This is a genomic window from Streptomyces sp. NPDC097619, assembly GCF_040302735.1.
Taxonomy (GTDB): Bacteria; Actinomycetota; Actinomycetes; order Streptomycetales; family Streptomycetaceae; genus Streptomyces.
On sequence record NZ_JBEOSD010000259.1, the window covers coordinates 1 to 6,545 of the forward strand.

Sequence of the window (6,545 nt, forward strand, 5' to 3'; positions counted from 1 at the left end):
GGCCCCCGGCGGCCGCCGGGGGCCACAGACGGCACCGGGGGAAGAGGGGGAGTCGGATGGCGGTACCGGAGGAGGGCGCGCACGCGCCCGTACGGGGCGCGGGCCCGCTGGTGCGCGAGCTGGCCCTCGCGGCCGGACTGCTCGGCGCCGTCGCCATGGGACTCGCGGCCTTCGTGCGGGTGGCGCCGGCCGGCGCCCCCGCCGTCGTGACGGCCGGAGTGTTCCTGTCCGCCCTGCTGCTCCTGGGCCTCCTGGCCGGTCGACGGCGCCCGGTCGGGCCCGCCGCCCAGACCTTCGCCCGGTTCCGGCCCCGGCCCCGAGGGGGCGCGTCGGCCGTGGAGCCGACCCTGGAGCTCCCCGACCTCGGGGGCGAGGCGCTGGACCACGCCGCGGTCGACGCCGACGGCTTCGAGCACACCGTGGCGGCCCTGTGCGCCCGGGACGGCTGCACCGCCGTGGAGGTGGTGGGAGGGGCCGGGGACCTGGGCGCGGACGTGCTCGCGACCACGGCCGACGGACGCCGGGTGGTGCTCCAGTGCAAGCACTACGCCGAGGACAACCGGGTCGGATCCCAGGACCTCCAGCGCTTCGGCGGCACCTGCTTCGCGGTGCACGGGGCCGACGTCGCCGTCCTCGTCACGACGAGCTCGTTCACCGCCCCCGCCGCCGAGTACGCGGAGACCTGCGGGATCGTCCTGGTCGACGGCGAGGCGCTGGCCGCCTGGACCGACCAGCACGCGCCCCCGCCCTGGGAGACCCCCGACCGTACCGGCGCGCCCGCCCCGTCGTCACAGCCCGGAGGAGCAGACTCATGACCGACATCGCGACCAGCGGCACCGGGACGGCCACCCGCCGGACCACCGCCGAAACCCGCACCGGATCCCCTTCCGGAAGCACCACCGGAGCCGCCGTCGAAGCCGGGACCGGAGCGGTCGGCTGGGCCACGGCCGAGGAGCGGATCCTGCGGATCCGGCGCCGCCTGGAGCGGCTGATCGGGATCGCCGCCACCGAGGGGAACGCCGTCCGTCCGCTCCGCAACGGCGACGAGATCTTCGCCGCGATGCTGGACGCCGTCGCCGGGGCCCGGCACACCGTGGACATGATGACCTTCGTCTACTGGAAGGGCGACATCGCCCGCCGCTTCGCCGAGGCGCTGGCCGAGCGGGCCCGCGAGGGCGTCCGGGTACGGCTCCTCCTCGACGGCTTCGGCAGCCGTCTCATCGAGGCGGACCTGCTGGACCGGATGGACGAGGCCGGGGTGCAGATCGCCTGGTTCCGCAAGCCCGCCTACATCTCCCCCTTCAAGCAGAACCACCGCTGCCACCGCAAGGTGCTGGTCGTGGACGAGCGGACGGCCTTCACCGGCGGCGTGGGCATCGCCGAGGAATGGTGCGGGGACGCTCGGGGACCGGGCGAGTGGCGCGACACCCACGCGGAGGTCCGGGGCCCCGCCGTCGACGGCATCGCCGCCGCCTTCGCCCAGAACTGGGCCGAGTGCCACCCCGAGCTGTTCGACGCCCGCGACCGCTTCGTGGAGCACGAGCCCGCCGGATCCGCGATCGTGCAGGTGGTCCGGGGATCGGCGGCCTACGGCTGGCAGGACATGCAGACCCTGATGCGCGTGGTCCTCGAATCGGCCGAGGAGCGGGTGCGGTTGGCCACCGCCTACTTCGCCCCCGACGACTACTTCGTCGGGCTGCTCTCCGACACCGCCCGGCGGGGCGTGGCGGTGGACGTCCTGCTGCCCGGTCCCCACACCGACAAGCGGGTCTGCCGGCTCGCGGGCCAGCACCACTACGAGGAGCTCACGGCCGCCGGGGTCCGCATCCACCAGTACCAGCCGACGATGATGCACGCCAAGATCCTCACCATGGACCGGGTGGTCTCCCTCATCGGCTCCTCGAACTTCAACCGGCGCTCCCTGGACCACGACGAAGAGGTCATGCTCGCGGTGCTGGATCCGGAGGTCACCCGCACCCTCGACGGGCACTTCGAGCAGGACCTCGGGGTCAGCACCCGGATCAGTCCGCAGCGGTGGCGCCGTCGCTCCCTGGTGCAGCGCGGCCGGGAGCTGGCCGTACAACCCCTGCGCCGCTTCCTCTGAGCGCTCGGGCGCCTGGGTGCCCGAGCGCCTGATCGCCGCTCCGGCCGCCACCCCGGCCGGGGCGGCGGCGGATCATACACGGTGGACTCCGGGCGGCCCGGGCCCTGTGGACTCGGCCACATCCCGCCTTCACGCGCCCTTTACGGCCGGGTGGTCGGAGCGGCCCCGGAGCGGGTGATCCCTTGGGGCGCCCGGGGGCCGGCGGGTCGGAGGGGCGCCTCGACCCTCCGGGGGGAACCGGCGGACCCCCTCGTTCCGCCCGACCCGCTGACCCGGAATCAGCCATTCCGAGTTACCCGTGAGTCAGAAAAGCCTGCGGGCAAGCTCCCTTTCAGCCGAAAAACGGCTTCCGTCACCCGCATACTCCGTCACATCGTTCTCCGAACGGACAGGAGGGGGCAATTCCACTTTGACTGGCTTTGGGTGATCTCGAAGACTGCGCCCCGACCACCCGCACCCCTCGGAACCGGGGTGTGGGACCTAGCAGGGGGAACCGAGATCAGCATGAAGAAGAGCCACCCGCACTCCGCGCGCATGCGGAGGGCCGTCACCCACGGGCTCGTCACCGCCACCGCCCTCGCCACCGTGGGCGGCATCGCCGCCCCCATCGCCGCCGTCGCCGCCCCCTCGGGCGCCGTGGCCGCCGCGGCGGGCATCGGCACCGACGACAAGCAGCGCGTGGACGCCGCCGCCGTGGTGCGCCTGGAGCCCGCACCCGACGTACTGCTCCTGAGCGACCACGACTTCATCCACGCGATCTGGCAGAAGGCCCGCGACGGCGGGCGGACCTTCGAGGCGGTCCGACTGGCCGCCGAGGCCGCGATGTCGAGCGAACTGGCCGAGGACCACGTCCGGTTCATCGTCACGGGCATCCACGAGGCGTACGCCGTGGACAAGCAGCGGGAGAAGGACGAGGCCGACGCCGCCCGCGCCGCCCGCCTCGCCAAGTCCCAGGCGCTGGTGGTCATCGGCATCCCGAACAGCCCCGACCTCCTGGACCTGAGCGAGGACAACTTCATCCGCGCCGTCATGCGGCACGCCGCCTCCGGCCCCGAGGTCCGGGCCGCGGCCGCCAAGGCCCTCGCCGACGAGCCGGCCGCCTGGACGGAGTTCATCGCCAACGGCGCCCGCGAGGCCCACCAGCGCGACGTGGAGCGGGAACTCAAGGAGCTGGAGGAGAAGGACAAGGCCGAGGCCGAACGCCGCAAGGAGCTCGCCGCCCGGTCCAACACCGCCGCCCTCTTCCGGATCACCCCGTCCGAGGCGATGCTCGCCCTCAGCGACGACAACTTCATCCGCGAACTGCTCCGCGCGGCCCCCGCGGACACCCGGGAGGGCGAGCTGTACGCCGCCGCGCAGCGCGCGGTCCTCAGCCCCGACCCGGCGGTGTGGAAGGCGTACCTCCACACCGGCGCCGAGGAGGCGTACAAGAAGGACGACGAGGCCCGCCGCAAGAAGATCGCCGACGCCAACCGGCGACTGGCCCTCCAGATCCAGGCCGCCGCCGAGGCCGCCGGGGTCCACCCGAACCTGGTCGCCGCCGCGAAGAAGGCCCTGGCCGGCACCGACGAGCAGGTCGCCGACTTCCTGCGGGAGGACAGCCAGTACCGGGCGAAGCGCCAGACGCTGGTGCCCGCGAGCGGCAAGCCCGCCGGCTTCGCGGTGCGCCAGTCCACCGTGGACGGCGGCGAGGTCTTCCTGGCCCCCGTCACCGCCGGATCGGCCCAGGCCGACCGTGAGGACGCCACCTGGGTGATCGTGCCCGCGCTCGGCGGACAGCCCGGCTGCTGGTCCTTCGAGTCGGCCCGCAAGCCCGGCCACTACCTCCTCCAGAAGGACCTCCGGGTCCGGCTGACCGCGAGCGACAACAGCGATCGGTTCCGCAAGGACGCGAGCTGGTGCGCGAAGAAGGGGCTCAGCGGCACCGGCACCTCCTTCGAGTCCGCCGGACAGCCCGGCCGGTTCCTGCGCCAGCACTGGGGCGACCTGTTCGCGGGCGGCAAGTCGGGCGGCGCCAACCGCTTCGACACGGCCACCGAGTTCGTCCAGGACGCCACCTGGAAGATCGTCACCCCGCTCGCGCGCTGACCCGCCGCCAGGCCACCCTTCCCGGAACCACAGAACGGAACCACCCATGTCCCGGATCATCCGATCCGTCCTGGCCGCAGGCGCCGGAGCCGCGGCCATCGCCGCCACCGTCACCTTCGCCCTGCCGGGCGAGCGGGGCGAGCGCGCCGAAACCGTGGCCGCCGCCGCCCCCGCAGCCGTCCAGCTCACCGCCGAGCACAGCGGCCAGTGCCTGACCCTGCCCTCCGGCAGCCTCCGCAACGGCGTCAACGCCGTCCAGGCCACCTGCGACCCGGCCGCCCCCAACCAGCGGTTCGACCTCGTGCCCACCGGCGCGGGCACCCTCGACGTGCGGTTCACGCACGCCGGCAAGTGCCTCGACGTCGAGGGCTCCGGAATCACGACGGGCACCCCCGTCCAGCAGTGGTGGTGCGTGCAGCAGCCGCAGCAGCGCTGGCGCATGGTCCTCGTCGACGTCGTGAACGAGCTGTACGAGCTGCGCCCGAGCCACGTCGCGGGCAAGGCGGGCCGCTGCCTGGAGGTCAAGTCCGGCTCCAAGGAAACGAACGCCGTGGTCCAGCTCCACCCGTGCAACGGCACGGCCGCCCAGAAGTGGCGCGTCAAGCCGGTCTCGGCCGCCTGAAACCCCTGAACGCGCACGAGGAAACGGATCCCGTCATGTCCCGGATCATCAAGTCCGCCCTGGCCGTGGGCGCCACCTTCGCCCTCCTCGGCGGTACCGCCGGTGCCGTCCAGGCCGACGGCGGTGACGGCGCGGGCCGCACCGCCACGGCCGCCGGCACCCGTACCGCCGCCGACGCCGCGAAGTCCGCCCAGGACGCCGCCGAAGCCGCTCGCGAGGCCGTGAACGTCGCCCGGGCCGCCGCCATGGAGGCGCAGGCCCGCGCCGCCCAGCCGCAGTCGGTCGTCAACGTCATCGCCGCCGGCAGCGGCAAGTGCCTCGACCTCGAAGGCTCCAAGACCACCGACGGCGTGCCGGTCCAGCAGTACGCCTGCACCGGCACCGCCGCCCAGAAGTGGAAGGCCGTCGCCACCGCGAGCGGGAGCTTCGAACTCCGCGCCACCGTCGGCGACAAGTGCATGGAGGTCGAGAACAGCGGCACCAAGAACGGTTCGGTCGTCCAGACCTGGCGCTGCTCGGGCGGCGGCCAGATGCGCTGGCAGCTCCTGCTGGTCGACCCGTCCGAGAAGCTCTACGAACTCCAGCCCCTGCACGTCGAGGGCATGTGCCTGGACGTCCCGAGCGCCAAGGCGGAGGACGGCCTGAACCTCCACCTGTGGACCTGCAACCGGTCCGCCGCCCAGCTGTGGAAGGTCCAGCAGGCCAAGTGAGCCGCCGCACGGACCCCGTGACCGGGGTCGGTCGGCCGGGGAGCGGGGCGGGGTCGGACCACCGGCCCCGCCCCTCCCCGTGCCGCACACGTGCTCCGAAGTCCACGTTCTCCGAAGTCACCGGGGGTCTGAGATGAATCCTGAGAACCGACGTGTCCGGGCCGCCCGGACACTCACCGTCGCCGTGCTGGTGGCGGGCATCGCCGTCGGCGCGGGCGGCCCCGCCTGGGCCGCGACCGGCGCACCCGCGGCGGGCGCCTTCTCCGCCACGGCCTCGGCGGCCGAGCCGTCGACGCCGTCCGAACTGACCGCGGCGGTGGAGGAGGCGCGCCGCCGGGTCACCACGATGGCGAAGACGCACCCGGCCGCCGAGGTCCGCACCTCCGCCTGGAACGCCCTGCGCAGCACCCGGGGAGACGAAGCGCTCCTCGAATGGCTGGCGCCCGGCGGCGGCTTCGACTACGCCAAGCAGCGCGCCCGCGAGACCCGCGCCCGCAACAAGGCCTTCTGCGAGCGCGTCATCGCCACCCACCCGGCCTCCTTCTCCCCGGAGGTGCGGGCCGCCGCGACCCGCGCCCTGAAGGGCAGCGTCGCCGAGCAGGCGGCGTTCGTGAAGACGGGCTATGCCGAGGCCGAACGCCGCGACCGCGCGGCCCGGGAGGCCGGACAGCAGCAGAAGCTGCGGGTCGCCGCCGAGGACCGCGCCTTCGTCCGGTCCACGGCGGATCACGACCCGGGGGAGCAGGTCCGGGTGGCGGCGCAATGGGCGCTGCGGCCGGGCGCCGCGGACCCGGACGTGGCCGAGTTCTTCGGCTACGGCTGGGCCACCGGAGCCTCCCTGGACCTGGAGGCGTACCGGACGCGCGTCGCCGACGCCGAAGCGGCCCGGCACCACGTGCTGACCCGCCTGGTCCGGGAGGCCGCCGCGGCCGAGGCGGCCGTCGCGGAGGCCGCCGACGCGGCCCGCGCCCGCGCCGAGGCCGAACGCGCCTGGCAGGCCGTGTCCGCGCACGCGGAGGCC

General features: G+C 74.2%; 6 protein-coding genes. All 6 read left to right on the top strand.

Annotated elements, in window-relative coordinates:
• Nucleotides 1–56 precede the first annotated feature (56 nt).
• Complete coding sequence (locus tag ABTZ17_RS35660; RefSeq protein ID WP_352199967.1) at nucleotides 57–815, top strand: restriction endonuclease; 759 nt, start codon at nucleotides 57–59, stop codon at nucleotides 813–815.
• Nucleotides 812–2,104, top strand: coding sequence for a phospholipase D-like domain-containing protein (locus tag ABTZ17_RS35665; protein WP_352199968.1), 1,293 nt, complete (start codon nucleotides 812–814; stop codon nucleotides 2,102–2,104). The genes ABTZ17_RS35660 and ABTZ17_RS35665 overlap by 4 nt, the downstream gene beginning before the upstream one ends.
• Before the next feature lie 504 nt (nucleotides 2,105–2,608).
• Nucleotides 2,609–4,192, top strand: coding sequence for an AbfB domain-containing protein (locus ABTZ17_RS35670; protein ID WP_352199969.1), 1,584 nt, complete (start codon nucleotides 2,609–2,611; stop codon nucleotides 4,190–4,192).
• A 46-nt stretch (nucleotides 4,193–4,238) separates the two neighbouring features.
• Entirely contained in the window at nucleotides 4,239–4,814 is a 576-nt protein-coding gene (locus tag ABTZ17_RS35675) for an RICIN domain-containing protein (protein ID WP_352199970.1), read from the top strand.
• A gap of 35 nt (nucleotides 4,815–4,849) precedes the next feature.
• The gene (locus ABTZ17_RS35680; protein WP_352199971.1) at nucleotides 4,850–5,524 is read left to right on the top strand and encodes an RICIN domain-containing protein; all 675 of its coding nucleotides are present in this window, start codon (nucleotides 4,850–4,852) and stop codon (nucleotides 5,522–5,524) included.
• Nucleotides 5,525–5,657: 133 nt separating this feature from the next.
• The coding region (locus tag ABTZ17_RS35685; protein ID WP_352199972.1) for a hypothetical protein at nucleotides 5,658–6,545 on the top strand (888 nt) is incomplete at its 3' end.

Bases quoted from the DNA above. Each gene is read 5' to 3' on its own strand.
- ABTZ17_RS35660 (WP_352199967.1), top strand. From the start codon at position 57: ATGGCGGTACCGGAGGAGGGCGCGCACGCGCCCGTACGGGGCGCGGGC.
- ABTZ17_RS35665 (WP_352199968.1), top strand. From the start codon at position 812: ATGACCGACATCGCGACCAGCGGCACCGGGACGGCCACCCGCCGGACC.
- ABTZ17_RS35670 (WP_352199969.1), top strand. From the start codon at position 2,609: ATGAAGAAGAGCCACCCGCACTCCGCGCGCATGCGGAGGGCCGTCACC.
- ABTZ17_RS35675 (WP_352199970.1), top strand. From the start codon at position 4,239: ATGTCCCGGATCATCCGATCCGTCCTGGCCGCAGGCGCCGGAGCCGCG.
- ABTZ17_RS35680 (WP_352199971.1), top strand. From the start codon at position 4,850: ATGTCCCGGATCATCAAGTCCGCCCTGGCCGTGGGCGCCACCTTCGCC.